A 26,786-nucleotide genomic window follows, 5' to 3' on the forward strand; every position below is an offset into this window, starting at 1 on the left:
TCTTCTGGTTCAGTGACGGTGCTGGCGGGTCACGCCGGCATCGAATTGCGTGACCACCTGGCGCCAGCCGGCGGCGATCAGCGCCGCGTCGGTGAGGTCGGCAGGGGCGGCGAGGTTGGCCTGGCGGTTGAGCCACACATCCGGCTCGTCACCTTGCACGCGCATCAGCACCGAGCCGCTGGTGCTTGGCGCTTGGCTCAAACCCAGGTAGGCCACAGGCTCAAGCAGCTGCCAGCGATGGTCGCCACGGCTCACCGAACTGGCGTCCTGGGCAAACGGTGCGAAGCCTTCTTCGGCCAGTTGCGTGGGCGTCGGCAGGGCGTTTTGCTCCTGCTGCAACAGCTGGATTTCATCCAGGGTCACGCGCAGGTCGGCGTAGATGCCTTGCTCGGCAGCGCTCAGGTCACGGCGTGCGTCCAGTTGGTGGCTGGGCACGGCGGCGACCTCCTGGGTTTCACCGTGCAGCGCCACCACCGTGCCAGCCACCGCGAGGATGATCAGGCACAGCAGCAACACGTAGAGGGTTTCATGGCCGGCCCCGGCAGGGCGTACAACCTGTGTGGTGCTCATTGGGGCTGGATATCCGCTTGGTCGATTTCCACCACATGGCCGGGGCCTGCATCAAACAGTACGTAAAACTCGGCCGAGGGCTTTTTGAACGTCAGGGTCGAGTCCTGACCGAGCTTGCCCGGCAGCAGGATGGTTTCGTCGTAGCCGATCACATCCAGGGTCACGCCCGGCGCGCCGCTGCCGTCGGAAAAGCCGCCGGTGCACTGGATCTGTTCGCCGGGGATTTCCTTGCATTCGCACATCGGGTTATGGGCCAGGGCGACGCTACTGAAGCCGGCGCAGAGCAATAAAACGGCGCGAGTCAGGCGCATTAACGTCATGGTTTAACTCCTTGCTTGTTCAGCCAGGCAATGGTGGCAGGCGAGGCCTGGCTCAGCGGAATGGAACCCTGGTGCATGGAGCCGTCCCAGCCTTCCATGGTCACCCACACTTCGGCATCCACGGGTGTGCGTTCCGGCACCGGCAACACCGCACCCATGCGGTACGGCGTGCCGAAGAAAATCACCCCGGCCGCGCGCAGGCTGCGCGGTTTGCCGATACGCAGGTAAGTGGCCTTGACCTGCTCGGCGCAGGTGTCGCACAGGGCGGCGTTGAAAAATTTCATCGGGCCGGCCGGGTCCGGGCGCGGGCCTTCGTTGCGAAACTCTGCGAGGGTCAGGCTCCACGGCCCCACCTGCACTTCGCCGGCCACGCGCTCGCCAATGCCGCTGTCACCGCGAAACAGTGCGGCGTCGGAAAAGTACTTGGGCATGAACCCCAGGGGCACCAGCAACAGCAGGACATTGATGTGGAAGCGCCACTTGAGCCAAAAGGCCCGCAGCGGCGAAGGTGGTGTGGTGGTCGCACGTTTGCTCATCAATTGGCCTCCGAGGTTTCAGCCTGCCTGGCCGTGGCGGGGGCTGGCGCGCGTTGCGTCTTGGCCTCGCGCTTGAAGGCGTTGAGGGTGGCCAGCGCGGTGCGTTTGGTCCAGATCAGCAGACCGCTCAACACCATCATGCTCATGATCAGGCCGAAGAATGCCCAGATCAGCTTGACCCACAGGCCGCCAAAGTCGCCGGTGTGCAGCGGTCGCATGGATTCGGTGACGAACTCCAGTGTCGAGCGGTCGGACAGCAGGTGCGACACGGCAATTTCACCGTCGTACGGGTTGAGCTGCGCCGTCTGGAACATCAACGGGTACCAGCCGCGCCCGCCGATCTGCAGGTGGCTATAGGCGTTGCTGGGCAGGAACACAAAACTGGCCTCCAGCCCGGGAATGCGCTGCGTGGCGATCTCGATGGCCCGATCGATCGGGATCATTGGTGCCGGTACGCCCGGTGCCGACACAGGCACCTTCTCCCGGGCAATCACCGGCACGATGGGCTCACTGGAGATGGAAATCTGGTTGTCGCCCAGAATTGCCCGGATCAGGAACCAGATGCCGGTGATGGAAATTACCGCGATAAACCAGATCGACCAGATACCGCTCAAACGATGGAAGTCACCCCAGAAGATCCGCGCGCCATGGCGGATTCGCAGGGTCGGGCGCAGAAACCCTTTCCAGAAACGCTTGTACACCACCAGCCCGGTGACCAGGGATGCCAGCAGCGGTATGCCAAGCGCCGACACCAGGTACCAGCCCCAACTGTAGCCATTGGTAAACGGCACCAGCCACCAACCGTGCAAGGCACGGGTAAATTGCTGGAAGTTGAACGCTGGGCTGATGCCCTGGATCACGCCGGTATACGGGTTGACGTAGACCTCCACCGAGCGCCCGTCGGGGTAACTGAGGTCGACACTCAGCGCGAAGTGCGACTCGTCCGGGCGGGTGATCGACTGCACGATTGCCTGGGGTTCGTTGCGCTTGATGGCGCCGATGACCTGGTCGTAACTCAGCCGTTCGGCATCGTCCGACGGCTTGCTGGCGCGGATGTCCGGGTTGGCCAGCCAGACGATTTCCTGGCTGACCACCGCCAGGGTGCCGGTGACGCAGACGATCAGTACAAAAAACCAGATGGGCAACGCCAACCAGCTATGAACCAGAAACCAGAGTTTTGAGCGTGACTTCTTCGACATGTGAATGCGGGTCTTGATCGGAGGAGGGCGAAGGAGGCCCGGAAAAGGCCAGTCGTAGCTTTTGCTGACGCGACGGGCTGTATCTAAGTTAAGACGGATGAGAATGAGAAATCCCTAAGCGGGATATGAAAGAAAATGTTTCAGCGTTGCCGGATTGAACACGAAACATGTTCCAAGCCATCACCCAGGTGCCATTGATGGGGCCGGGGGGCTGCGTAGGATGGGGTCATACCGTTGAGCGAGCGCTTATAAAAGTGAGTCCACAAACATGACTGCCAGAACCCTCTACGACAAACACATCGACTCCCACACGGTGTGCGCCCTGGATGACCAGGGCCATGTGCTGCTGTATATAGACCGCCAGGTGATCAACGAATACACCAGCCCCCAGGCGTTCAGCGGCCTGCGCGAGGCCAAGCGTGGCGTATGGCGCCCCGGCACCGCGCTGGCGGTGGTCGACCACGTAAACCCCACCACGCCCATGCGCATTGCCGCGATGCCTGACGCAGGCGGCGCGCGGCAAGTCTCGTACCTGGCGGAAAACTGCCAGGACTTCGGTATCGAGCTGCTGGACATCCTCGACAAACGCCAAGGCATCGAACACGTGATTGCCCCGGAGCAGGGCTTTATCCTGCCGGGCATGGTGATCGCCGCCGGCGACAGCCACACCACCACCTACGGTGCCCTCGGCGCCTTCGGCTTTGGCATCGGCACCTCGGAAATCGAGCACCTGCTGGCCTCGCAGACCCTGGTGTACAAACGCCTGAAAAGCATGCGCGTGACGGTTGAGGGCACCCTGGGCAACGGCCTGACCTCCAAGGACGTGATCATGGCGCTGATCGGCAAGATCGGCGCGTCCGGGGCCACCGGTTACGCCATCGAGTTTCGCGGCGCCACCATTGATGCGCTGAGTGTTGAAGCGCGCATGACCATCTGCAACATGGCGGTGGAAGCTGGCGCGCGGGGCGCGTTTATGGCACCCGACGAAAAAGTCTTCGCCTACCTCAAAGGCAAGCCGCGTGCGCCCAAGGGCGAGTTGTGGGAACAAGCCCTGGTGCAATGGCGCACGTTGCACACCGACGCCGACGCGGTGTTCGACCAGGAAGTGCAGCTGGACGCCAGCACCCTGGAGCCTATGGTTACCTGGGGCACCAGCCCCGACCAGGCCGCGCCCATCGGCGCCCGCGTGCCGGACCCGCAAGACGTCAGCGACCTGATCCTGCGCCAGGACATGCGCCGCGCCCTCAACTACATGGGCCTGGAAGCCGGCATGCCGCTCAGCGACATTGTGATCAGCCACGCGTTTATCGGCTCTTGCACCAACGCGCGCATCGAAGACCTGCGCGACGCCGCCAGTGTGTTGCGCGGCAGGCAGGTGGCCGAGCATGTGCGGGCGATGATCGTGCCGGGCTCCACCGAGGTACGCGACCAGGCCGAAGCCGAAGGGCTGGCGGCGATCTTTATCGACGCCGGCTTCGAATGGCGCCAGTCAGGCTGCTCGATGTGCCTGGCGATGAACGATGACGTGCTGGCGCCCGGTGATCGCTGCGCGTCCAGCACCAACCGCAACTTCGAAGGCCGCCAGGGCGCCGGGGCGCGCACTCACTTGATGAGCCCGGCGATGGTCGCTGCCGCGGCCATCACCGGCCGCCTCACTGATATCCGTCATTTTGGAGACCGCCCATGAGCCTGCAACCGTTTACCCAGGTCACCGGCCAGGCCGCGCCGATGCTGGCGGCGAATATCGACACTGACGTGATCATGCCCAAGCAATTTCTCAAAGGCATCGACCGCGCCGGCCTCGATCGCGGGCTGTTTTTTGACCTGCGCTTTTTGCCCAATGGCGCACCCAACCCCGAATTCGTATTGAACCAGCCGGCCTGGCAGGGCGCGAGTTTTATGGTGGTGGGGCCCAACTTCGGCTGTGGTTCCAGCCGCGAACACGCGGTGTGGGGCTTGAAGCAGATGGGCATTCGCGCGCTGATCGGCAGCAGCTTTGCCGGGATCTTTTATGACAACTGCCAGCGCAACGGAGTGTTGCTGATTACCTTGGACGAGGCGGTGCTGCACACACTCGGGCAGACGGTCAGCCAGCCTGCGCAGGCGCAGATCAGCGTGGACCTTGAGGCGCAACAGATTCGCTTGGCCGATGGCCAGGTGATCTCGTTCCAGATCGACACCTTGCGCAAGACCGCGTTGTTGCTCGGCCTGGATGCGATTGGCAGCACGTTGCAACGCAGTGAGCAGATCAAAACCTTCGAGCGCCAGCATCTGGCGGCCAACCCCTGGCTTGGTTGAAAACCTTAATGGGGTAACTACGTAGTTATATAAGTAGAACAAACGCCCTCCAGTTATTGGGGGGCGTTTTTTTTGGGGGACTATTTACTTTTCAAATAACGCCGGTTGCACCGCGTAACCTCAGTGATTGCAAGGGCGGTGTAGCGTTAGTAGATGAAGCCCTGAAAAAATACAAGGGTATTTGTTGACACCTTGTAGGTCATCGGCTTAAGTGGATGCTGACTTGGAAAGTCGCACATTATAAGAAAAGGAAGTTGATGCCATGCCCCGTGAATTAGTGGTCATTTATATCTCTCTGGTGCCGGTGATCGAGTGGGTAACTTGATCGACTTCTGCCACCTGTCAATCAGTTGTCGTTGTTGCGGATATTACGGTCTTTTCCAGTGTGAAAAGGCACATATGCCGATGCCTTAACATTCGTTCAGAACACAGAGAGTTCAAACTCATGTCGATTTTTGATCAAGCGATCCACCGTTCGGTACAGTGGCAGGATTGGCGTTGGCAGCAGAAGAATGCCATCCGCGATGAACCGGCACTGCGGGCTGCCTGCGGTGGCTGGAGCGAGGAAACCAGCGCGCATATCGAACACAACTTGCAAGACCGCAAGCTGCAGATAACCCCTTATTACATTGACTTGATCAAGCGCTCTCTCACCGATGGCGAGGTGATGGACCATCCCCTGTGGCGCCAAGTAGTGCCCTACTGGAGCGAACAGGTCGCTGGCGATTACGACGGCACCTCGGAGAACTGGGAACTTGGCCACGAAATGAAAACGCCGATTTGCCAGCACAAATACGACAACCGCGTGATCCTGCGCATGACCAACACCTGCAACGCCTATTGCCAGTTCTGCTTCGAAGCGCTGCGCACCCTGCAAGTGGGTACCGAGAAGGCCAATGCCAGCGCCGACTCGTTCAAGGACTCGCTCGAGTACATCCGCAACAACCCGGCCATCGAAGAGGTGATTCTCAGCGGCGGTGACCCGTTGATGCTCGCCGACCGCAAGCTCGAAGAGAACCTCGCCGCCCTGCGTGGCATCCGCGACGACCTGCTGATTCGCCTGCACACACGGGCCTTGAGCTTTAACCCGTTTCGCGTCACCGATGAGTTATTGGCCATGCTGGAAAAGTACAAGGTCAATGCGTTTGGCGTGCATGTATGCCACCCGCTGGAACTGAGTGCGGACTTTGCCGTGGCGGTTAAACGTATCCAAAGTGTGGTGCCGATTGTGTTCTCCAACATGCCGCTGTTGCGGGGCGTGAATGATGATGAAGCCACCTTGCATAAACTGTTTATTGATCTTTATCGGTTGGGCGTAAAGCCATATTACTTGTACCACTTCATGCCGTTTTCTCCGGGGGCGTCGGAATATAAAGCATCGATCAGCCACGCCATCGCTATTATGGATCGCCTCAAGCGGCGCGTGTCCAATATAGCCATGCCGGAATATGTGCTGCCGCATGCACAGGGCAAGTTTACCGTGCCGCTGCTGGACTTTGAAAAGCCACAAGACTTGCCGCACTTTGAAGTGCGCGATGGGCAACGTCATTACCGCTTCCGTAATTGGGAAGGGCAGTGGTGCAGTTGGCAGGATGCCTGAAGTGACTGACGCATGAGGCGGTATTAATGATGAAACAAGATGCCATTCTTTTTATTGATATTGATGACAGTGCCTCTGTTCGCTATTGCTACCGCGAGCCGCACTTCGCGGCGGCCCGTGCCCAAGGCCTGGCCTGCTTGACGGCGGGTGTGGCCGGACGCAAGCACCTGCAGCGGCTGCGGGACGACAGTGATGCAGTGTTCCTGCTCGACGCGTTGAATGAACAATCGATTCTGGATTTGGTGGGGCGGCTGGATGGGCAGTACCAGATCCGCGCAATCTTCTGCCAGGCCGGCCACCCGTCTGCGCAGGGCGAAGTCGGCTGCATCGTGGCGCAGGCCTGTCGGCGGCTGGGCCTGGTGCACAGCGACCCACTTGCCATTGCTGCGTGTAACAACAAGTTCCTGATGCGCCGAGCGCTGAAAAAACACGGCGTGCGTTCGGTGCCGTTTGCGTTGTGCAACAACGAACAGCAACTGCGCGAAGGTGCCGAGCAAGTGGGTTACCCGCTGATCGCCAAGCCACCCTTTGGCGGCGCATCGGCGTTTATCAAGAAATGCTCTGACTGGGCGCAGTTGCGCAGCCACTACGCGCATTTCCTGGCAGATCATGCCAGCGCAGCCTATGCGGATTTCTACGGCTGCGCCCACACGCTGCCGGAAGAGGGTGGGCAGCGACGAGAATACCTGCCGGGGCGTAGCCTTTTGCTTGAAGGGTTCATCCCAGGTATTGAAGGCAGCGTGGAGTGTGTGGTGGTGGGCGAGCAGGTTCACCCGCTGCTGATCAATGAAAAACTGATGTTGACCGAGCGCAGTGGCACCGTCCTGGAGAACCTGCTGATTTCGCCGCCGACGTCCTTTACCGACGCCCAGTGTGAGCAGATCCGCCAGTACGCCGTGGAGTGCCTGCGCGCGGTGGGCCTGACCAATGCCGTGGTGCATTTCGAGTTCCGCATGACGGACGCGGGGCCGGTGGTGATCGAAATCAACCCACGCGTCGGCGGGCTGTACGTCAATGCCGCGTTCCGTGACTTGGCGGGTATTGACCCGTACCAGCTGTATCTGTCGCTGCTGCTGGGTGAGCCAGGTGTGAATGCGCAGTTGGACGCCGGCGCACGCCAGGTCGCGCAGGCCTCGCAACACTACTCGATGCTGGCGATCTATCCGGAGCACAGTGGCCACTTCAAGGGTATTGAAGGCCTTGAATGGCTCGCTCAACAGCCGGCGGTGCTGGAATATGCCCAACAGGAGTCCGGTCACTCTATTGATGCCGATATAGAAGAGCATTACTTGCTCAAGTGCTGGGCCAGGGTCGACGATGCTGCCCACGCCCATGCGGTGCATGATGCAATACGGCACAATCTGCGCGTGATTATCGACAATAAGGGTTAGCGATATGGATATCCCACAGATTGGCGCGTACTTGCGCGAGCACCACTATTGTCACCGTCGGGACTTTGGCCAGTTGCTCAAGGTTGAGCCCGGCGAGGAGCAAAGCTTTCGCGCCTACTGGGCGAACCTGGTGCGCGATGAGGCGTTCAAGGCATATACGCATCGCGAACGGCGGATCCTGCGCTATCGTTTATCCCCGACGCGGCAGTTGCAGATCGATCGCAATAGCGCGTTCAAGTCGCCGGTCACCTATGCGGTCAACTATCGCCAGGGCGTGAACCACTTGAGCTACAGCGAGGAGGGCTTTATCGAGCACCCACTGATGCAGAAATTGCTCGCCACCGACCTGGCGGTGCTCGAACCGCACCTTGGCCCGCATGCCTACACCATTGATATCCACCAGTTTCGCGTGCGTGCAGAGGGGCCATCAGCCAGCCCCACCACCTCGGGTATTCATCAGGATGGCCTGGACTGGGTGTTCATGCACTTCATTGGCCAGAGCAACACGGTGCCGGTGGTGTCCGAGGTGTTTACCGGTGAGGCGGAGCATAGCCGCGTGCTGGACCTGGCGATGGAGCAGTTCCTGGAAACCATCGTGATCAACGACCGTGGGCTATATCACCGCGCCGGCGCCGTGCGGGCGCAGGCCGATTCGGCACCGGCCTGGCGCGATGTGCTGCTGGTGAGCCTGCGCGGCGTGGCGGCTGATGACGCACGGGTAGAAGACGAGGTACAACCGGCATGAGCGACGTTCAGCCCTTGGGCCTGTCGACCCGCAACGCCCGCTTGATCATCTTTGCGCGGGGCGTTTCGGACTTTGGCGCATTCCTCAATATGGTGGCGCTCTCCACCTACGTTTACTGGCTCAGCCAAAGCGTGGTGTTTGTCAGTGTGTTCCTGGCGTGCCGGGTGACCGGCGGGATTGTCGCCAGCCTGTTCGGCATCCCGTTTTTCCGGCGCTTCCCGGGGCGCAGTACCTTGGCCGGGCTGGACCTGGCCCGCGCGCTGTTACTGGTGCCGCTGCTGGTGCTGATCCCGTCGCATCAACTTAACGTGCTGCCGTTTATCGCGTTCGGCATCGGCCTGTGCAATTCGCTGTTTGCCATTGGCCTGAACAGCCAGTTGCCGACCTGGGTGGCGCTTGAACAGCGGGTGGGCACCAATGCCTGGATCACCTCGGCGGCGGCTACCGGTGCGGTGTTTGGCAGCTTGCTTTCCGGTGTGCTGATCGCCACGGGCGGATTCGAGACGGTGTTTGCCGTCAACATCGGCACTTACGTGGTGGCGGCTTGCCTGATCCTGCCGTTGCGCGCCTTGTATTCAGTCGCCGTTGCCGCGCATCGTGGGCTTGCGGCCGAATGGCATGAGTTGACCAAAGGCCTGCGCGGTGCACCGGTGTTGGCGGCGATGTTGTTGATCAGCATGCTCGACACCCTCGGCAGCGCGGCACATAACGTCGGCTGGCCGGTGTTGTCGCAATACATTTCGCCGGACACTGCGAAAACCGTCATGGGCTACTTGCTGGCGGTGTGGGCCTGCGGCAAGTTCATCGGCGCGCGCCTGGCCAGTGCGTTGCTCAAGGGCCGTGGCACCCAAGGCATGGAGCGCTGGTTCATGGCGGGTGTGGCGCTGATGTCCAGCGGCTTTATCCTGACCTTCCAGCAAACCGAACTGTGGCTGGCGCTGCTGCTGGTGGTGTGGGCCGGGCTGGGCGATGGCATCTCCGAGGTGGCGCTGGTTTCCCGTGCGCAAAGCGAACCCGATAGCTTGCGCCTGCCGCTGTTCAGCCTGTTGACGCTGATCCAGATGGCCGGCTTTGGCGTGGGCATGCTGGTGGTGGGGCCGTTCTACCTGACGTGGACGCCGGCCCAGGTGATCGTGCTGTTCCACGGGTTGCCATTGACCGCCCTGGTGATCATGACGGTATGGCTGGGTGTCAGCGCCACGCGGGGCGTCAGATCGACAACCCCTTGAAGTGCTCCTGCAAAAACTCCACGCAGGCGCGCAATTTACCGGAGTAGGCCAAACGTGTCGGGTACACCGCCCACACGTTGGCACTCTGTGTGTAGGTGTGCAGCACCTGCACCAGCTTGCCCTGTTCCAGCAGCGGTTTTACGTCCCACATCGAGCGCAATAACACACCGCGCCCGTCCAACGCCCACTGCAACACGATCTCGCCATTGTTCGATGACAGCGGCCCGCGCACGCGCACGCTTTCGGGCGCGCCGTCACGCTCCAGGTTCCAGATACCGAACGCATTGTCGCGCTCCTTGAGCACCAGGCAGTCGTGCTGCTCCAGGTCGCTCAACTGTTGCGGCGTGCCTTTGCGTTGCAGGTATTCCGGTGCCGCGCACAGCACGCGGCGATTGCTCACCAGCCGCCTGCCGATGTGCTGGCCGGGGATGTCATCGCCGACGCGAATCTCCAGGTCAAACCCTTCACTGACGATATCCACCACGCGGTCGAACAGGTCCAGGCGGATTTCCAGGTCCGGGTACTGCTCGGCCAGCAACGACAGGGCCGGCGCCACATGATTGCGGCCGAAACCGAAGCTGCTGCACAGGTGCAGATGCCCGCGCGGGCTGTCGTGGGCATCGCTGAGTTCATCGGACAGTTGCTGGAAATCTTCGAGGATACGCACAGCCCAGCGTTGTACTCGCTCGCCGTCTTCGGTCAGTGCGATGCGGCGGCTGGTGCGGTGCAGCAGGCGCGTGGCCAGTGTGGATTCGAGGATCTGAATGCGCTTGCTCACATACGCAGGCGACAGCCCCAGTTCATCGGCGGCGGCTGCGAAGCCGGCCTTGCGGATCACGGTGAGGAACACCCGCAGGTCTTCGGGTAGGGGCACGGTATCTTTCTTATGAGTCATCAGCGACAGACGTGGCGGCATGAGCTGCCAGAATAGCACCGGTGTGGTGAGGGAGCTTGCTGCCGCTGGACCTGGTGGGTGTGCCCAGGATTCTGGGGCTGCTGCGCAGCCCAGCGGGAGCAAGCTCCCTCGCCACAAGGTGATTGTCTTTAAAGCTTACTCGGCGGCGATCTTCGCCTGCGCGGCAGCCCGCGCATGGCGGCCATGCTTGAGGGCGATAGGGGCCATTTTTTCGCGGTCCAACTCACCCTCCCATGCGGCTACCACCAATGCCGCGACGGCATTGCCGATGATGTTGGTCAGCGAGCGGCACTCGGCCATAAAACGGTCGACACCCAGGATCAGCACCATCGCCGCCACCGGCACGGTGGGCACCACGGCCAGGCTCGCGGCCAGTGCCACAAAACCTGCACCCACCACCGCACCGGCGCCCTTGGAGGTCAGCATGGCCACCGCCAGCAAGGTCAATTGTTGCTCCAGCGGCAAGTGGATATTGGTGGCCTGCGCCAGGAACAACACCGCCAGGGTCATGTAGATGTTGGTGCCGTCGAGGTTGAAGGTGTAGCCGGTCGGCACCACGATGCCCACCACGCCTTTGGACGCACCCAGGCTTTCGAGTTTCTGGATCAGTTGCGGCAGCGCCGACTCCGACGAACTGGTGCCGAGCACAATCAACAGCTCCGATTTGATATAGCCCATCAGCTTGAAAATGCTGAAGCCGGCGTAGCGCGCGATGCTGCCCAGCACCACGGCCACAAAGAAAAACGCGGTGAGGTAGAACGTACCCACCAGCTTCAGCAGCGGCAGCAACGAGCCCACGCCGTATTTGCCGATGGTGAAGGCAATCGCCCCAAACGCGCCGATGGGCGCCACGCGGCTGATGATGCCGACGATGCGAAAGAACACTTCGCTGGCCTGGTTGATCACGCCCACCAGTGGCCGGCCTTTTTCCCCGACCATCACCAGGCCGACACCGAACAGTACCGAGACAAACAGGACCGGCAGGATTTCGCCCTTGGAGAACGCATCAAAAAACGTGGTGGGGATCACGTGCAGCAGGAACCCGGTGATGCCTTCGCCATGTTCGGCCTGGCCGACAAAACCGGCGATGGCCGAGCTGTCGAGGGTCTTCACGTCAATGTTGAAACCCACGCCCGGTTGCAGCAGGTGCGCGGCGAGGAGGCCGATCAGCAGGGCGATGGTGGAAACGATCTCGAAGTACAGCAGCGCCTTGCCGCCGACCCGGCCCACCTGTTTCACATCGTGCATGCTGGTGATGCCGGACACCACCGTGCAGAAGATGATCGGGCCGATGATCATCTTGATCAGCTTGATAAACCCGTCGCCCAGCGGCTTGAGGTCGATACCGATTGGCGGCCAGACATGGCCGATCAACACACCCAGCGCGATGGCGATGAGCACCTGGATATACAGGGTTCCCAGCAGTTTTCGGATTGTCATTGTTATTATCTCGGGATGTTTTTTGGGCAAAGCGAACCCGTCGCAGGCCATTGGCAGCCTGCGAGGCGGGTGTTTCAGATCACGGTGTCAGTGCACTCAGCGAAGGAAGGCCAGGACTTCGCCAAGCAATAACTCAGGTGCTTCCTCGGCGATGTAGTGGCCAGCCGGCAGGGCTTTGCCACGCACGTCGGTGGCGACTTTCTGCCATTCCTTGAGTGGCTCGAAGCAGCGGCCAACAGTGCCTTCGGCGCCCCACATCACCAGCAACGGCAGGTTCAGGTGGTTGCCGGCGTCGATGTCGGCCTGGTCGTGCTCAAGGTCTATACCGGCGGCGGCGCGGTAGTCCTCGCAGATACCGCGAGCGGTGCCTGGCAGTTGCAGGCAACGCAGGTATTCGGCGAAGGCTTCATCGGTGAATGGCTTGAGCCCGGCGCTGCGGCTGCCCATGACGCTGCGCAGGTACAGCTCGGGGTTGCTCTCGATCAGCGCTTCGGGCAACGGCGCCGGGCGGATCAGGAAGAACCAGTGCCAGTAGGCGCGGGCGAAGGCTTCGTCGGTCTGGGCGTACATCGACAAGGTGGGCGCGATATCCAGCAGCACCATGCGCTGAACGGCGGCGGGGTGGTCCAGGGCCAGGCGGTGGGCCACACGAGCGCCACGGTCGTGGGCCAGTACCGAAAAGGTGTCAAAGCCCAGGGCTTGCATCAGCTTGACGCCGTCGCGGGCCATTTCGCGTTTGGAGTAGTTGGTGTGGTGGTCGTTGGCGGGTGGTTTGCTGCTGTCGCCATAGCCGCGCAGGTCGGCGGCGACCACGGTGAATTGTTCGGCTAACTGTTCGGCGACTTTGTGCCAGATGACGTGGGTTTGCGGGTGCCCGTGCAGCAGGAGCAGACCGGGACCTGTACCGCCTTTGCGGTAACTGATGTCCACGCCGTTGACGTGGCACTGGTCTTTTTGGAATCCGGCGAACATGGAATGACTCCTCTTTGTAAGTGCTTGCATCGTGGAATCACGCGGGGTTTGGGGCAAGGGGGAAAGCGTGGAGGGGTTGTTCATGAAGTGTGTAGGAGCGGGGTACATATCCGTTGCTGCGGTAACGGCTACTTAGGGTTCCGCCCTTACGGCGGGTCACGGATTCAAGCCTGCGTTCGGCCATCGTGGTTAACGGGGCGCCTCAGATCAAAAGCAAGATCAAAAGCAGAGCACGGCGACCTAGTAGCCGACCTGAGTGGTTAGGTCAAAAGCGAAAGCGGATCCGCATACACCGAAGATCTGCTTTTCTGTGGGAGCTGGCTTGCCTGCGATGCAGACACCTCGGTACATCAGGTACAACCGGTTGATGCTATCGCAGGCAAGCCAGCTCCCACATTGGATGTGCAGGGTTATTGAAACTTCAGCCTTGCTTGAACATTTCCGTGGCTCGTTCGCGAATCTGCGCTTCAGTCAGGTCCTCCTTGCGCGTAGCCAAAAACCACAGATGACCAAAGGGGTCTTTCACACTAGCCGAGCGGTCGCCGTAAAACTGATCTTTTGGCTCAGACACCGAAAGGGCGCCTGCATCAATGGCCTGTTGGTACTGCGCATCCACGTCGCTCACATACAGGTGCAAACCGACGCTGGTGTGTTCGTCAGGGTTGCGCAAGGCCATTTCGGGGCAAGGCGAGCCGAGCATGATCGCCGAGTCACCGATGCGCAGCTCGGCGTGGCCGACCTTGCCATCGGGCATGTCCAGGCGCATGACCTGGGTAGCGCCAAAGGCTTTCTGGTAGAACTCGATAGCCTCGGCGGCGTTATCGATGCCCATATACGGCGTGACGCTGTGATAACCCTCAGGGATTGGCTTAACGCTCATATCGTTCTCCTCAGGTGGGGTTGTGAAGGTCCGGCCTTTTCACTATAGGCCACGCCCGCCGTGGCTTGCAGGTAACCGACGAGGTGTTGGCAACTCGGTTTAACTGACAGGCCGGGTTGTCTGCATCGCAGGCAAGCCACACACATTGATTGGGTTTTCAGGTCAGGTTTCGGGGCTGGGCTCAAGTAATTGCGCGCCGGGCCCACATTCCCCCAGCTTGTCATCCTGATTACGCAGGGGACACGCCTCCAGCGATAAACACCCGCAACCAATACAACCACTGAGTTTGTCGCGCAGCAGCATCAGCTTGTTAATGCGTTCATCCAGATCCTCGCGCCACAGCGCCGACAAGCGTTCCCAGTCCTGTGCAGTGGGCGTGCGCCCGTCCGGCAAGGTCTGCAACGCCTCGCCAATGGTCGCCAATGGAATCCCCAAACGTTGTGCGATTTTGATCACCACCACGCGCCGCAGCACATCCCGTGGGTAGCGCCGTTGGTTACCAGCGTTGCGGTTGCTCCTGATCAACCCCTTGGACTCATAAAAGTGCAGCGCCGTAACCGCCACGCCGCTACGTGCGGCGAGTTGGCCGACGGTGAGTTCCTTGGTAAGCATAAAAAACTCCAGATAAGCGCTTGACCTTGACTTAACTAGAGGTTTTACCCTGCGTGGCATCGAATCGCAAGATTCTGCCTACAGAGAGAGGGGAGTGTTCATGCAGGTATCAGAGAAAAATCGCAGCTTCACTCAGTTGATCGAGTTTCAGATCGAGCCCCGGCAGCAATTTGCCCTGGTAGCGGCCTTGTCCACCCAGAGCGAACGCCTGGCCCAGGGCCATGGCGGTTTTATCAATGCCAGTGTGCAAGTCAGCGACGACGGGCGGCGGGTGCTCAATTACCTGCAATGGCGCTCGCGTGAGGACGGCGAGGCGGCGTTCAAGTGTTTTGAGCACGGCGAGGAAGACTTCTGGATGCTGATTCGCGCCCACCAGGCCACGGCGGTGACCTTCGGTTCATTCCAGGTGCTGCGCAGTTTCGAACGCAGCCATGACAACGCGTTGCACTGCCGCCTAAATGGATAAATGCAGCATGCGCTCGCCCTGCACATTTTCGCCGGGGCGGCGTTTGTTCACCGCCAACTCGCCGATCTTGATCAGGCGCGTGCGCGTGACGTTGCGGCTCAAACCCAGCAGGTTCGCGGTGTGCACCTGGTTGTAATGGCTGAAACGGTAAGCGGCGCGCAATAGCGCGTCTTCGACCTTTTCATGCAGGGCGCCGGCCTGTTCTTCGAAGAGCTTTTGAAAGGCGCGGGCCAGCAAGGCGTCGGCGCTGTTGTCGGTGCCATGCTGGCTGTCGTCCTGGCGCTCGATGCGCATGTTCGACAGGCGCAAATCATCACGCTCGATCACGCCATTACGGCAGATCAGCAAGGTGTGGTGAATCACGTTTTCCAGCTCGCGGATATTGCCCGGCCAGCTGTAGCTTTTGAGCTTGTGCTCGGCCTCGCGGCTGATGGTGATCGGGCCGTAGCCCAGGCGCTGGCTATAGGCTTCGATAAAATGCCGGGTCAGCGGCAGGATATCGCCGGGGCGCTCGCGCAATGGGCTGAGTTCGAGGCTGACCACATCCAGGCGGTAGTAGAGGTCTTCGCGAAAGTGCCCCGCGTTGATGGCTTTTTCCAGCTGCACGTTGGTGGCCGCCAGCACGCGCACATCAATCGCAATGCTCTTGCGCGAACCCAGGCGCACGACTTCGCGTTCCTGTAGTACGCGCAACAGTTTGACCTGGATCGCCATCGGCAAATCGCCGATCTCATCGAGGAACAAGGTGCCGCCGTCGGCCTCTTCGAACCAGCCGGCCTTGGCGCTGAGGGCGCCGGTAAACGCACCTTTTTCATGCCCGAACAATTCGGCTTCCACCAGGGATTCGGAAAACGCGCCGCAGTTCACCGCCACAAAGGGTCGGTTGCGCCGCGCACTGAGGTTATGAATATGGCGTGCCACCAGCTCTTTGCCGGTGCCGGTCTCGCCGATGATCAGCACACTCGCTTCGCTGGGCGCCACTTGCTGGATATGGTCGAGCAGCGCCTGGGATTTGGGGTCTTCGAAGACCTGGGCCGTAGCGCGAATCGAGGTCGCGAGGGCGGGCGAGGGCGGTAAGGTTAACAGCTGCATGGGCACCTCTCTCAGGAGTAGAACGTCGGGATCGGCAGGGACTGGTTCAACGCCCAGTCCCCCAGTTCGTGGAGTTTGTAATCCACCGGGTCGTGCAGGGTTTGCGTGCGCAAGTTGCGCCAGTGGCGATCCAGGCGCAGTGAGGCATGGGTCGAGCGCGCGCCGGTGACTTCAAACAGGCGGCTGCACAGGTCCAGGCCTTGGCGGGTGGCGGCGACTTTGGCGGTGGCGATGGCAATGGCCAGTTCGCCACGTTGCTGTTCGCTTAAGCTGGCACCTTTGGCCCAGGCCTGGTCGAGCAATTCGCCTGCGCGTTCGACCAGCAGGCGCACGCCTTCCAGGGCCACCCAGAATTCGCCGTAGTGGTGCAGCACGTAAGGGTCCTGGCGCACATCGCCCGCCGAGGATTTGTGCCACGCACGGGTTTCGGTGCGGGTGTAGTTGCGCGCTTCTTCAAAGGCGCCTTCGGCAATCCCGAGAAACATATACGTGAACGTCAACTGCGCGATCAGCGGGCGCAGGCAGGCGAAGGGCGTGCTCAACGGGCCGGGATCGAGCAGCAACTCGGACTCTTCGACGCGCACCCGTTCAAAGCTGGCGCTGCCGCTGTCGGTTTGGCGCTGGCCGATGTTGTTCCAGTCGCTGTGCAACGTAATGCCGCTGCGCCCGCTGGGAATCGCGGCGATCAGCAGTTTGCCGCCGGCGCTTTCGTCCACGGCCGAGGCGATGAGCATTTCCGAATCGCTGGCGCCGGAGCAGAAGCTCTTCTTGCCGGAAAATTCTCGCCAGCCGCCGAAATCCTTGACCACCGTGCGCGTGTCCAGCGGGTTGAGGGCGTTGCCCCAGAACCAGTTTTTACGCGCAGTTTGTTCGAACCACGGCTGCCATTGGTCCGGGCGCGCAAACAGGCGCACGGTGGCGAGCATCAGGTGGTGAAAGCCGAAGACATGGGCGATGGAGCTGTCGACCTTGGCGAACTCGCGCACGATGCCCAGGGTTTCACTCCAGCGCGCGCCGAGGCCGCCGTATTGCGTGGGGATGCTCAGGGCCAGCAGGCCGCTTTGGCGCAGCGCGTCCCGTTCGGCCTTGGGCGTGCCGCCGCGCTCATCGCGTTCAACGGCGGTGAGGGCAAATTCGGCGGCCAGCAGCTTGGCGGTCTGCAAGGGTGAAGGCAGGACGCTGTGGGGGTTGGCTGTCACGCGGGGTTCCTCAATGTCTGTCTGGCAATCACGTTCAAATGTGGGAGCTGGCTTGCCTGCGATAGCATCGCCGTGGTGCAACTGAAACACCGCGTCGCTTGCATCGCGGGCAAGCCCGGCTCCCACAGGAGAGCAGTGTCCACATAGGGGGGATTTCAGCGCGCTCAGGCTTTGGTGTTCGGCAACACATCATTGGCAATCATTTCGCCAAACGGCCCCGTGAGGTTGGTGATGCCGCGCCCGGCGAGGCTGGCGTAAGGTTCCGGCAACAGCGGGAACACCAGCTCGGCAAAGCGATAGGCTTCTTCCAGGTGCGGGTAGCCGGAGAAGATGAAACTCTCGATGCCAAGGTCGGCGTATTCCTGGATGCGTTCGGCCACCTGCTGCGGGTTGCCCACCAACGCGGTGCCGGCACCGCCGCGTACCAGGCCGACACCGGCCCACAGGTTGGGGGCGATTTCCAGGTTGTCGCGGCGCCCGTCATGCAGCGCCGCCATGCGCCGCTGGCCTTCGGAATCAAAGCGCGAGAAGGATTTTTGCGCCGCGGCGATGGTTTCATCGCTGATGTGTTCGATCAGTTTGGCGGCGGCTTTCCAGGCGTCTTCTTCGGTTTCGCGCACGATTACATGCAGGCGAATGCCGAACTTGACGGTGCGCCCATGGCGCGCTGCGCGTTCACGCACGTCGGCAAGTTTTTGCGCAACGGCGGCGGGCGGCTCGCCCCAGGTCAGGTACACGTCGACCTGCTCGGCGGCCAGGTCGTGGGCAGCATCCGACGAACCGCCGAAGTACAGCGGCGGATACGGCTTCTGCACCGGCGGGTAAAGCGCTTTGGCGTTCTGCACACGCAGGTGCTTGCCTTCAAAATCCACCGACTCGCCCTGCAACACACGGCGCCAGATCTGCAGGAATTCGTCGGAGACTTCGTAGCGTTCACTGTGGTCGAGGAAGCTGCCGTCGCCACGGTTTTCGTCGGGGTCGCCACCGGTGACCACGTTGATCAGCAATCGGCCGTTGGACAAGCGGTCCAGGGTCGCGGCCATGCGCGCCGACACCGTGGGCGAGATGATCCCCGGGCGAATCGCCACCAGATAACGCAGGCGTTCCGTCAGCGGCACCAGCGCCGAGGCGATTACCCAAGAATCTTCACACGAGCGCCCGGTAGGAATCAGCACGCCGAAGTAACCGAGGCTGTCAGCCGCTTGCGCCACCTGCTTCAGATAATTGAGGGTGACCGGGCGCGCACCTTGGGTGGTGCCGAGGAAATGGCCGTCGCCATGTGTGGGCAGAAACCAGAAAACATCCATGACAAATCCTTAAGCGATTTTCAGCAGAGAGGGGGAGTGCGCGGCAAACAACGGCGCTGCGCGTTCTGCAGCCAGTTGAATGCGGGCTTTTAATAACTCGCTGGTTATTTGGTAGTCGGTGAAGTCAGCTTCGGTGGCGTACACACCGATCGGCAGGGTCAAGGCCTGGAAGAAGCTGAACAGCGGACGTAACTGGTGATCGAGGACCAGTGCATGGCGCTCGCTGCCGCCGGTGGCCGCGAGCAACACCGGAGTGTTGATCAAGGCGTTGAGGCCTACCAGGTCAAACAGGTGCTTGAGCAGGCCAGGATAGGAGCCGCGATACACCGGCGCGGCAACGATCAGCAGGTCGGCCTGTTCGATGGCCAACAGTTGCGTTTCGACCTCGGCCGGCAGTTCATCGCGTGAGAGTGCGCCGCCCAAGGGGCGGGCAATGTCACCCAACTCGATCAGGGTGGTCTGGATCGGCAGTAACGTGGCCAGTTCGGCCAGCACGGCCTGGGTCAATACCAAGGTGCGCGATGGGCGCCAGGTTCCGCCAGAGAGGGCAACGACATTCAGGGGCCGTGACATAGAACAGTTCCTTTTTCAACAGAGGTGGGTAGCAGGTTAAGTGGAGCGTGTTGAGCAAGAGCTGTACCAATGGCTGCAAGCCTTGATTGGCGAGGGCTGCAGACGAACTGTTGAAAAAGGAGCTGTTGCCTGGTTGCGGTTTTGTTGAATGACTGTTGCCTGGGCAACAGTTGCGTGGCGAACAGTGTCGGTTGCGCGCAGGGCCATTTATAAAAGGTTATGGTTATGCCGTAAACGAACGTATTTCCATATTTATAGATCTTAAATGAATATGGGTGGGCGGCTATCAAGCATGCCGGAACGGTTGATAGCGACTATCACGGCGGATGATTTTTCACTGCGCGAGGGCGGGAGTAGCCTGTGTTCATTGACTACAAACCTCCTTCGCAGGGCCTTCACCATGAACCACTTTCTGGCTGTTTCCTTAATAGTTGTCAGCGCTGTCCTTGCCGGATGTGCGACCCATCCTTCGCCTGAGTCGCGTCCTTATACCGCCGAAGAAACCAAGCAATTGGCCCTTGAAGCCTTGAGCCGTCGTGGCCTGTCGTTTGATGAATATCAACAGCAGCGCGCCGCGTTGACCGGGCAGCCACAGAAGCCGTTCGGCTTCGACCACCAGGGCGAAATGAACGCCGAACGCAGTGTGGTGATGCACGGTCGCCCCAGTTGAGCCGGCGCCAAGTGGCAAAAAGCCCGAGGATTCCCTTAAGGAACCTCGGGCTTTTTGTTTGCCATTGGGATACTTCAGCCTGTTAAGCTGAATTTCAGGAGCGTTCCTACGCACATTTGCATAAAGTGGTCCTTCTTTTATGGCATCCGACGGGTTAAACCTGACGACCTCTGTTCCGGTCGATGCCCTCCCGAGGCGCTGTCCTGGGGAATACGCTCTGCGAGTCTTAACGTCATGAATAAACGTCCGTTGTATTTCGACTACGCCGCCACCACGCCGGTGGATGAGCGGGTCATTCAAGTGATGGTCGAGTGTCTGGGTTTTAATGCCAACTTCGGCAACCCTGCGTCCAGCTCCCATGCGTTTGGCCAGGCGGCCCGGCACACGGTCGAGCAGGCGCGGCGCCAAGTGGCCGAACTGGTCGGCGCCCAACCTGAACAAATCGTCTGGACCTCCGGTGCCACAGAATCCAACAACCTGGCGATCAAGGGGGTGGCCCAGGCGCGAGGTGTGGCAGGTGGGCATGTCATCACCAGCCAGATCGAACACAAGGCCACATTGGATACCGCGCGGCAGTTGCAGGACGCCGGCGTGGCCGTGACCTACCTGGTGCCGGACGCTGAAGGCTTGATCAGCGCCGAGGCAGTCAGTGAAGCCTTGCGCGAAGACACCTTCCTGGTGTCGCTGATGCTGGTAAACAACGAGTTGGGCACCCTCAATGACATCCCCGCCATTGGTGCGCGCGTACGTGAGCACGGCGCGCTGCTGCATGTGGATGCGGCGCAAGGCGCGGGCAAGGTCGCGATCGACCTGGCTGAATGGCCGGTGGACCTGATGTCGTTTTCTGCGCACAAGCTGTACGGCCCCAAGGGCATTGGCGCGCTGTATGTTGGCCCGCGCGCGCAGCAGAAGGTACTGGCGCAGATTCACGGTGGCGGCCACGAAGGCGGATTGCGCTCCGGTACCCTGGCGACTCACCAGATTGCCGGTATGGGAACTGCCTTCGCCTTGGCGGCGCAGTCCTTTGCTGAAGAAAAAGCCGCTATCGTCGCGTTGCGTCAGCGCCTGCTCAATCAGTTGGACACGATTGCCGGCGTGCGCCTCAATGGCAGCGCCACCCAGCGCATTCCCCATACACTGAGCCTCACGTTCACCGAGGGTGAATTTAATTCCCAGGCCCTGAGCGCAGGTATCGCGTTTTCGGCCACCTCGGCGTGCAATTCGGCGAGTAATGCGCCGTCACACGTGCTTCTGGCTTTGGGCCATGACGCACGCAGCGCCGGTCGAACTATTCGCTTGAGCCTGGGCCGGTTTACCACCGAGCAGGATATCGACGCGGCCGTGCAGTTGATCAAGGCCGCACTGGTCAATGCGCCGGCGTTCTGGGCGGTCTGATTTTTCAGTCACAACACATAACAATTATGAGTGGTTAGCAGGAGACATGATGAGCACGCAGCCTTTGACCCATGGAACGGTTCCCCAGCGCCTGGCGCATACCCGCGAACTGATGCGCCGCGAGGGCATCCATGCCCTGCTGGTGCCGTCGGCCGACCCGCATCTGTCCGAGTACTTGCCGGGTTACTGGCAGGGGCGGCAATGGCTGTCGGGGTTTTATGGCTCGGTAGGCACGTTGATTGTCACCGCGGATTTTGCCGGCGTGTGGGCCGACAGCCGTTACTGGGAACAGGCGACCAAGGAGCTCAAGGGCAGCGGCATCGAATTGGTGAAGCTGCAACCGGGCCAACCCGGCCCGCTGGAATGGCTGGCCGAGCAAACCCCGGAAGGCGGCGTGGTCGCAGTGGACGGCGCGCTGATGGCCGTGGCCTCGGCACGTACCTTGGGCGCCAAGCTGGCCGAGCGCGGCGCTCGCCTGCGTACCGATATCGACCTGTTGAATGAAGTCTGGCAAGACCGCCCGGCCTTGCCGAACCAGCCGATCTACCCACACCTGCCGCCGCAGGCGACGGTCAGCCGTGGCGACAAACTCGCCGCCCTGCGTGCCAGCTTGAAAGAGAAGGGCGCCGATTGGCACTTCATCGCGACCCTGGATGACATCGCCTGGCTGTTCAACCTGCGCGGCGGTGATGTGTCGTTCAACCCGGTGTTTGTGTCCTTTGCCTTGATCAATCAACAGCAGGCCACGCTGTTTGTGGCGCTGAGCAAGGTCGATGCCGAGCTGCGCGCGGTACTGGAGCGGGACGGCGTGACCTTGCGCGACTACAGCGAAGTGACGGATGCGCTGCGTGCAGTTCCGGCGGGTGTTAGCCTGCAAGTTGATCCGGCACGCGTCACCACCGGTTTGCTGGAAAACCTCGATGCCGGCGTGAAGCTGGTCGAGGGCTTGAACCCGACCACGCTGGCCAAGTCGCGCAAAAGCCTGGCGGACGCCGAACATATCCGCCAAGCCATGGAGCAAGACGGCGCGGCGCTGTGTGAATTCTTCGCCTGGCTGGACAGTGCGTTGGGCCGTGAGCGCATCACCGAGCTGACCATCGACGAGCACTTGACCGCCGCGCGTACCCGTCGCCCCGATTATGTGTCGCTGAGTTTCAACACCATCGCAGCGTTCAACGCCAACGGTGCGATGCCGCATTACCACGCCACCGAAGAAGAGCATGCGTTGATCGAAGGCGATGGCCTGTTGCTGATCGACTCCGGCGGCCAGTACCTGGGCGGCACCACGGATATTACGCGCATGGTGCCCATCGGCACGCCAAGCGACGAGCAGAAACGCGACTGCACGCGCGTGCTCAAGGGCGTGATTGCTTTGTCGCGTGCGCATTTCCCCAAGGGCATTCTCTCGCCATTGCTGGATGCCATCGCCCGTGCGCCGATCTGGGCCGAAGGCGTGGACTACGGCCACGGTACAGGTCATGGCGTAGGCTATTTCCTGAATGTGCACGAAGGTCCGCAGGTGATCGCCTACCAGGCCGCCACCGCACCGCAAACCGCAATGCAGCCGGGGATGATTACTTCGATTGAACCAGGTACCTATCGCCCGGGTCGCTGGGGCGTGCGCATCGAGAACCTGGTGTTGAACCGCGAAGCGGGCAAGACCGAGTTCGGTGAGTTCCTCAGGTTTGAAACCCTGACCCTGTGCCCGATCGACACCCGTTGCCTGCAGCCGTCGTTGCTGACGGCGGATGAGCGCGAATGGTTCAACGCTTACCACGCCGAGGTGCGTGAACGCCTGAGCCCGCTGCTCAGTGGTGCAGCCTTGGAATGGCTGCAGGTGCGTACCGCCGCTATCTGATCGGTTGCCGTTCAGGGGCCTTGCCCCTGGCCGGCTGGCGTCGATTGGGGGCCGACACCACCTAATTCGCCGATACGCAACGTGACATGGATCCGCACCGCTTCGACCGGCATACGGTAAACGCCGCTTGCGATTTGCTCGCAAGCGGCGCTCAGGGGCGCCTGGCGATCGAGTTTTAGCGGAGCGCTTCGCGCACAAATTCCAGACGGTCCTGACCGAAGAACAGGTCATTGCCTACAAACATACTGGGTGCACCGAATACCCCGCGCTGAACAGCCTGTTCGGTTTTGTCCTTGAGGGCGGCTTTTACCTTTTCATCGTTGGCCAGGTTCAGGACTTCCTCTGGGTCGAAACCGGCCTCACTCAGCACGGCGGCCACGACGGCGGGGTCGCCCAGATGTCGACCTTCGACCCAAATGGCGCGAAACAGGCAGTCGATGAAGGCCTGGAAGCGCTCGGGCTGGCGCATCTGGATACCCATGACGGCACGCATCAGCACCAGGGTATTGATCGGGAAGTGCGGGTTGAACTTGAGCGCCACGTTGTAGCGTTTGGCGTATCGCGCCAAGTCATCAAACATGTAACGACCTTTGGCCGGCACGCTGATGGGGGAGGCGTTGCCGGTGGCTTTGAACACGCCACCCAGCAGCATGGGTTGATACACCAGTTGTGCACCGGTCTCGGCGCAAAGCGCAGGCAATTGTGTATAGGCCAGGTAAGTGGCCGGGCTGCCGAGGTCGAAAAAAAATTCCAGGGTTTTACTCATCGTCGATTCTCGCTGCTTATTGTTGTTCTTGATCGGAGGCGGCGTGCCTACCAGGGTTCATTCCAGGGGCGCAGGTCCAGTTCGAAGGTCCAGGCGTCGCGTGGTTGGCTATGCAGGTACCAATAGTTGTCGGCGATGTGTTCGGGGTTGAGGATGCCGTCCTGATCTTTCTGCGCGTATTTTTGCGGGAAATTGTCGCGAATAAAATCTGTGTCGATAGCGCCGTCGACCACCACGTGGGCCACATGGATGTTCCTGGGCCCCAATTCCCGCGCCATGCTTTGCGCGAGCGCACGGATACCGTGTTTGGCGCCGGCAAATGCGGCAAACCCTGCACCGCCACGCAGCCCGGCAGTGGCGCCGGTGAACACAATAGTGCCGCGTTCGCGGGTGACCATGCGTTTGGCGACTTCGCGGGCATTCAGGAACCCGGAGAAGCAGGCCATCTCCCAGATTTTGAAATATTTGCGCGCGGTTTCTTCGAGGATGCTGCACGGCACGTTGGCGCCGATATTGAAGACGAAAGCTTCGATGGGGCCAAGCTCGGTTTCTATCTGCTCAACCAGCGCGATCACCTCATCTTCTTTGCGCGCATCACAGGCAAAACCGTGGGCTTCTCCGCCCGCCGCCTGAATGCTCTCGACCAAGGGCTGTAGTTTATCGGCACTGCGACGGGTGACGCAGGCTACATAGCCTTCACGGGCAAAGCGTCGGGCAATGGCGCCACCGGTTGCATCACCGGCACCAACCACCAATACGATTTTTTTGTTGGGTGTCATGGGAACTCCGTTGCTCGAGTGTCGGGCAGGAGTGTAGCCGCAGCAGAGCGAAGGGCGTGTAAAGAGAAAGGAGCAGCCGGAAGAGGACTGCTCGGGCGGTCATTTACAGATGACGATCATACTGCGGCTGGTGTAGCCGGCAGGGTTGATACCGAAAGGATAGTCGCCTGGCTCTTCGGAATTGTCACCGGACTTGGCGATAACCCGGTAGCCCTTGGCGCCGCAGGAGTTGGCTGCACTGGTGTAGCACTGGTCCCAGGAGGAGGACAGGCCGGAACAGTTGATGTGCATGCCTTTTTTGCCCCGTTTCACTTCTGTCTTGGTGGTCGCAGCACAGCCAGCAATGCCCACGACCAGTAACAGTATCAAAATTCGTTTCATTACTATCCTTATAGCCGCGTCGCAAAAAGGCTCGATGCAGGCTTAACTCGCTCTCGATTGTAGCGTTCAGCTGTCCCTGTCGAAATTCTCCATGAAAGACATTCGTTTACGGCTTAAACATGGCCTAAATGAGCGGCAAATGCCAGAGCTGCCTGCGATGAGAATCAATCGGCTGGCACCAACGGTTTGGATTCGTTGCGCATCGTCAGTGTGGCACCGACGGAGGCGAAGATAATGCAGGTGATTGCCAGCCATTGCGCGAGGGACAAGTGCTCCTGCAGGAAGAACAGACCGGAGAGCGCGCCGAATGCGGGCTCAATGCTCATCAAGGTGCCGAAGGTGCGAGCGGGCAGGCGAGTAAGCGCGACCATTTCCAGGGTATAGGGCAAAGCGGTGGACAGGATGGCTACACCGATAGCAACGGGAATCAGCGAGGGCGTCAGCAGTGCGGCGCCGGCATGGACGATGCCGATCGGCGCCACGAACAAAGCGGCGATCATCACGCCGAGGGCGGCGGTTTGCACGCCGTTGTCGTTGCCGGCTTTTTGCCCAAACAGGATATAGAGTGCCCAGCAAACGCCAGCGCCCAGTGCATAAGCGGCGCCGATCAAGTCGATGCCGGTGCTGGTTTCTCCGGTGGGGATCAACAACAGCAGGCCCGCGACCGCGAGACCGATCCATACAAAGTCCACCGCCCTGCGCGAGGCATAGATAGCCACGGCAAGCGGGCCGGTGAATTCCAGCGCTACTGCGATGCCCAGGGGGACTGTACGCAAGGACATATAGAAGAGGAAGTTCATGCCGCCCAATGCCATGCCGTAGACGATGACAGTGCGCAGGGACTTGGCCGTGAGCTTGGCGCGCCATGGGCGTAACAGCAGCAGCATGATCACACTGGCGAAAATCAGCCGCAGAGTAGTAGTGCCCTGTGCGCCGACGATGGGGAACATGCTCTTGGCCAGCGAGGCACCCGACTGGATGGAGGCCATGGCGATCAACAGCAGGCCGACCGGGAACAATGCCGAGGCCAGGCTGCGAGGTGGAGTGGTCATTGGGGCGGGTGTCCGAAGTCGTGGTAAAGAAGCAGAGCGGCTATGATGCTTAACTGGCGGCTTTTGAGCAATATATTGCTCAGCTCTGGTTGCTGTCCTCTTTATATAGAAAGGGATAGGGCTTTTTGGGGTTTTTGATAGAGAATCTAAATTAAGTGTTGACGGCGTTTTATATCTGTCTATAATTCGCCCCACTTCCGGCGCAGTCGAAACGGAAAACTCCTTGGTAAACAACGAGTTACGAAGTTTTCGGCAGCAAGTTGCTTCAGTTCATCGAAGCCAAAAGGAAGTTGAAAAAGAGGTGTTGACAGCAGCGTGTAACGCTGTAGAATTCGCCTCCCGCTAACGAGAGATCGTAAGCGCAAGTGGTTGAAGTTGTTGAAGAATTCTTCGAAAGCTTCTGAAAATAATCACTTGACAGCAAATGAGGCTGCTGTAGAATGCGCGCCTCGGTTGAGACGAAAGATCTTAACCAACCGCTCTTTAACAACTGAATCAAGCAATTCGTGTGGGTGCTTGTGGAGTCAGACTGATAGTCAA

General features: G+C 60.5%; 27 protein-coding genes. 10 read left to right on the plus strand and 17 right to left on the minus strand.

The window, feature by feature from the left end; genetic code table 11:
* Window positions 1-9: 9 nt before the first annotated feature.
* The 4 genes from HBO41_RS08750 to HBO41_RS08765 are packed head-to-tail and all read right to left on the minus strand — an operon-like array spanning window position 10 to window position 2,625.
* Entirely contained in the window at window positions 10-570 is a 561-nt protein-coding gene (locus HBO41_RS08750) for a DUF6162 family protein (protein ID WP_017136361.1), read from the minus strand.
* Window positions 567-890, minus strand: coding sequence for a hypothetical protein (locus HBO41_RS08755; RefSeq protein WP_017136360.1), 324 nt, complete (start codon window positions 888-890; stop codon window positions 567-569). The genes HBO41_RS08750 and HBO41_RS08755 overlap by 4 nt, the downstream gene beginning before the upstream one ends.
* Window positions 887-1,426: a thiamine pyrophosphate-binding protein gene (locus tag HBO41_RS08760; protein WP_099547882.1), complete on the minus strand. Its 540-nt coding sequence runs from the start codon at window positions 1,424-1,426 to the stop codon at window positions 887-889. Before HBO41_RS08760 ends, HBO41_RS08755 begins: the two co-directional genes overlap by 4 nt.
* On the minus strand, window positions 1,426-2,625 hold the full coding sequence (locus HBO41_RS08765; protein ID WP_017136358.1) for a PepSY domain-containing protein: 1,200 nt from the start codon (window positions 2,623-2,625) through the stop codon (window positions 1,426-1,428). Before HBO41_RS08765 ends, HBO41_RS08760 begins: the two co-directional genes overlap by 1 nt.
* Before the next feature lie 268 nt (window positions 2,626-2,893).
* Here HBO41_RS08765 and leuC point away from each other — a divergent pair, with 268 nt between their 5' ends.
* From leuC to HBO41_RS08795, 6 genes are all read left to right on the plus strand, one after another.
* Window positions 2,894-4,312, plus strand: a complete 1,419-nt coding sequence (gene leuC, locus HBO41_RS08770; protein WP_169985822.1) for a 3-isopropylmalate dehydratase large subunit — start codon at window positions 2,894-2,896, stop codon at window positions 4,310-4,312.
* Window positions 4,309-4,923, plus strand: a complete 615-nt coding sequence (leuD, locus tag HBO41_RS08775) for a 3-isopropylmalate dehydratase small subunit (protein ID WP_099547884.1) — start codon at window positions 4,309-4,311, stop codon at window positions 4,921-4,923. The genes leuC and leuD overlap by 4 nt, the downstream gene beginning before the upstream one ends.
* 445 nt (window positions 4,924-5,368) lie before the next feature.
* Window positions 5,369-6,523 carry a KamA family radical SAM protein gene (locus tag HBO41_RS08780; protein WP_169985824.1) on the plus strand — a complete coding sequence of 385 codons (1,155 nt, stop codon included), beginning with the start codon at window positions 5,369-5,371 and terminating at the stop codon, window positions 6,521-6,523.
* Window positions 6,524-6,549: 26 nt separating this feature from the next.
* A complete protein-coding gene (locus HBO41_RS08785; protein ID WP_236447051.1) occupies window positions 6,550-7,914 on the plus strand; it encodes an acetyl-CoA carboxylase biotin carboxylase subunit family protein in 1,365 nt (454 codons plus the stop codon).
* 4 nt (window positions 7,915-7,918) lie between these two features.
* The gene (locus tag HBO41_RS08790) at window positions 7,919-8,659 is read left to right on the plus strand and encodes a 2OG-Fe dioxygenase family protein (protein WP_099547886.1); all 741 of its coding nucleotides are present in this window, start codon (window positions 7,919-7,921) and stop codon (window positions 8,657-8,659) included.
* Entirely contained in the window at window positions 8,656-9,888 is a 1,233-nt protein-coding gene (locus HBO41_RS08795) for an MFS transporter (protein WP_169985826.1), read from the plus strand. The genes HBO41_RS08790 and HBO41_RS08795 overlap by 4 nt, the downstream gene beginning before the upstream one ends.
* Here the strand turns inward: HBO41_RS08795 and HBO41_RS08800 are convergent.
* The 5 genes from HBO41_RS08800 to soxR form a co-directional block, all read right to left on the minus strand.
* The gene (locus HBO41_RS08800; RefSeq protein WP_222933963.1) at window positions 9,869-10,783 is read right to left on the minus strand and encodes a LysR substrate-binding domain-containing protein; all 915 of its coding nucleotides are present in this window, start codon (window positions 10,781-10,783) and stop codon (window positions 9,869-9,871) included. The two genes, HBO41_RS08795 and HBO41_RS08800, sit on opposite strands and share 20 nt — an antisense overlap.
* A 156-nt stretch (window positions 10,784-10,939) precedes the next feature.
* Window positions 10,940-12,244 (minus strand): dicarboxylate/amino acid:cation symporter, encoded by a 1,305-nt coding sequence (locus tag HBO41_RS08805; RefSeq protein WP_169985830.1) that lies wholly within the window; start codon window positions 12,242-12,244, stop codon window positions 10,940-10,942.
* Between the two features lie 96 nt (window positions 12,245-12,340).
* On the minus strand, window positions 12,341-13,216 hold the full coding sequence (locus tag HBO41_RS08810; protein ID WP_099547890.1) for an alpha/beta fold hydrolase: 876 nt from the start codon (window positions 13,214-13,216) through the stop codon (window positions 12,341-12,343).
* Between the two features lie 421 nt (window positions 13,217-13,637).
* The gene (locus tag HBO41_RS08815) at window positions 13,638-14,096 is read right to left on the minus strand and encodes a VOC family protein (RefSeq protein ID WP_099547891.1); all 459 of its coding nucleotides are present in this window, start codon (window positions 14,094-14,096) and stop codon (window positions 13,638-13,640) included.
* 162 nt (window positions 14,097-14,258) lie between these two features.
* Entirely contained in the window at window positions 14,259-14,708 is a 450-nt protein-coding gene (gene soxR / locus HBO41_RS08820) for a redox-sensitive transcriptional activator SoxR (protein WP_017136347.1), read from the minus strand.
* Window positions 14,709-14,808: 100 nt separating this feature from the next.
* Here soxR and HBO41_RS08825 point away from each other — a divergent pair, with 100 nt between their 5' ends.
* Window positions 14,809-15,174, plus strand: a complete 366-nt coding sequence (locus HBO41_RS08825) for an antibiotic biosynthesis monooxygenase (RefSeq protein ID WP_099547893.1) — start codon at window positions 14,809-14,811, stop codon at window positions 15,172-15,174.
* Here the strand turns inward: HBO41_RS08825 and HBO41_RS08830 are convergent.
* The 4 genes from HBO41_RS08830 to msuE form a co-directional block, all read right to left on the minus strand.
* Window positions 15,163-16,266 (minus strand): sigma-54-dependent Fis family transcriptional regulator, encoded by a 1,104-nt coding sequence (locus tag HBO41_RS08830; RefSeq protein WP_017136346.1) that lies wholly within the window; start codon window positions 16,264-16,266, stop codon window positions 15,163-15,165. The two genes, HBO41_RS08825 and HBO41_RS08830, sit on opposite strands and share 12 nt — an antisense overlap.
* A gap of 11 nt (window positions 16,267-16,277) precedes the next feature.
* Window positions 16,278-17,465 (minus strand): acyl-CoA dehydrogenase family protein, encoded by a 1,188-nt coding sequence (locus tag HBO41_RS08835; protein ID WP_169985832.1) that lies wholly within the window; start codon window positions 17,463-17,465, stop codon window positions 16,278-16,280.
* Window positions 17,466-17,629: 164 nt separating this feature from the next.
* A complete protein-coding gene (ssuD, locus tag HBO41_RS08840; RefSeq protein ID WP_017136344.1) occupies window positions 17,630-18,772 on the minus strand; it encodes an FMNH2-dependent alkanesulfonate monooxygenase in 1,143 nt (380 codons plus the stop codon).
* 9 nt (window positions 18,773-18,781) lie between these two features.
* On the minus strand, window positions 18,782-19,345 hold the full coding sequence (gene msuE, locus HBO41_RS08845; RefSeq protein WP_017136343.1) for an FMN reductase: 564 nt from the start codon (window positions 19,343-19,345) through the stop codon (window positions 18,782-18,784).
* Between the two features lie 400 nt (window positions 19,346-19,745).
* Here msuE and HBO41_RS08850 point away from each other — a divergent pair, with 400 nt between their 5' ends.
* The 3 genes from HBO41_RS08850 (at window position 19,746) to HBO41_RS08860 (ending at window position 23,268) form a co-directional block, all read left to right on the plus strand.
* Window positions 19,746-20,015 carry a hypothetical protein gene (locus HBO41_RS08850; RefSeq protein WP_017136342.1) on the plus strand — a complete coding sequence of 90 codons (270 nt, stop codon included), beginning with the start codon at window positions 19,746-19,748 and terminating at the stop codon, window positions 20,013-20,015.
* A 234-nt stretch (window positions 20,016-20,249) separates the two neighbouring features.
* A complete protein-coding gene (locus HBO41_RS08855) occupies window positions 20,250-21,410 on the plus strand; it encodes a cysteine desulfurase family protein (RefSeq protein ID WP_169985834.1) in 1,161 nt (386 codons plus the stop codon).
* 49 nt (window positions 21,411-21,459) lie between these two features.
* A complete protein-coding gene (locus tag HBO41_RS08860; protein WP_169985836.1) occupies window positions 21,460-23,268 on the plus strand; it encodes an aminopeptidase P family protein in 1,809 nt (602 codons plus the stop codon).
* A gap of 175 nt (window positions 23,269-23,443) precedes the next feature.
* Here the strand turns inward: HBO41_RS08860 and HBO41_RS08865 are convergent, their stop codons facing one another.
* The 4 genes from HBO41_RS08865 to rhtA form a co-directional block, all read right to left on the minus strand.
* Window positions 23,444-24,034 carry a 2-hydroxychromene-2-carboxylate isomerase gene (locus HBO41_RS08865; RefSeq protein ID WP_017136339.1) on the minus strand — a complete coding sequence of 197 codons (591 nt, stop codon included), beginning with the start codon at window positions 24,032-24,034 and terminating at the stop codon, window positions 23,444-23,446.
* Between the two features lie 47 nt (window positions 24,035-24,081).
* Window positions 24,082-24,813, minus strand: a complete 732-nt coding sequence (locus HBO41_RS08870) for an SDR family oxidoreductase (RefSeq protein WP_017136338.1) — start codon at window positions 24,811-24,813, stop codon at window positions 24,082-24,084.
* A gap of 99 nt (window positions 24,814-24,912) precedes the next feature.
* A complete protein-coding gene (locus HBO41_RS08875; protein ID WP_017136337.1) occupies window positions 24,913-25,194 on the minus strand; it encodes a hypothetical protein in 282 nt (93 codons plus the stop codon).
* 164 nt (window positions 25,195-25,358) lie between these two features.
* The gene (gene rhtA, locus HBO41_RS08880; protein ID WP_017136336.1) at window positions 25,359-26,246 is read right to left on the minus strand and encodes a threonine/homoserine exporter RhtA; all 888 of its coding nucleotides are present in this window, start codon (window positions 26,244-26,246) and stop codon (window positions 25,359-25,361) included.
* Window positions 26,247-26,786: the final 540 nt, after the last annotated feature.

It is taken from the genome of Pseudomonas sp. WS 5146, from assembly GCF_012985495.1.
Classification (GTDB): Bacteria; Pseudomonadota; Gammaproteobacteria; order Pseudomonadales; family Pseudomonadaceae; genus Aquipseudomonas; species Aquipseudomonas edaphica.